1 protein-coding gene is annotated in these 456 nt (G+C 73.7%); it reads left to right on the top strand.

The genetic code is table 11. The features are described from left to right. Positions 1 to 456, top strand: a 456-nt coding sequence (locus JK359_RS38600) for an NmrA family NAD(P)-binding protein (RefSeq protein WP_443729100.1), incomplete at both ends; no start/stop codon positions are given.

The raw sequence follows: 456 nt of genomic DNA, 5'->3' as shown, positions 1-456 counted from the left end.
CTTCCAGGCATGCCGCGACCACGCCCGAACCGAAGACCTGCTGCGTGCCACCGGCCTGCCCTGGACCGCGCTGCGCAACGGCTTCTACGCCTCCAGCGCCCTGCAGCTCCTGCAGTCCACCCGCCACACCGGCGACATCGCCCTCCCCGCCGACGGCCCCGTGGCCTGGACCGGCCACGACGACCTCGCCGAGGCCACCGCGGCAATCCTCACCGAAGAGGCTCGCTTCGACGGGCCCACCCCGCCGCTCACCGGCCCGGCGGCGCTCGACTTCGACACCATCGCCCAGATCGCGGCCCAGACCACCGGACGGCCCTTCACCCGCACCGTCGTCCCCGACGACACCTTCCGCGAGCAGGTCCTGGCGCACGGCGCCCCGGCCCCGATCGCCGACCTGATGCTGAGCATCTTCGTCGCCGCGCGCAACGGCGAGTTCACCGCCGTCGACCCGACGCT

The organism is Streptomyces actinomycinicus (genome assembly GCF_016741775.1).
Lineage (GTDB): Bacteria > Actinomycetota > Actinomycetes > Streptomycetales > Streptomycetaceae > Streptomyces > Streptomyces actinomycinicus.
The sequence above is the reverse complement of the archived record's forward strand: the minus strand, read 5'-3'. Positions and strand labels throughout refer to the sequence as shown.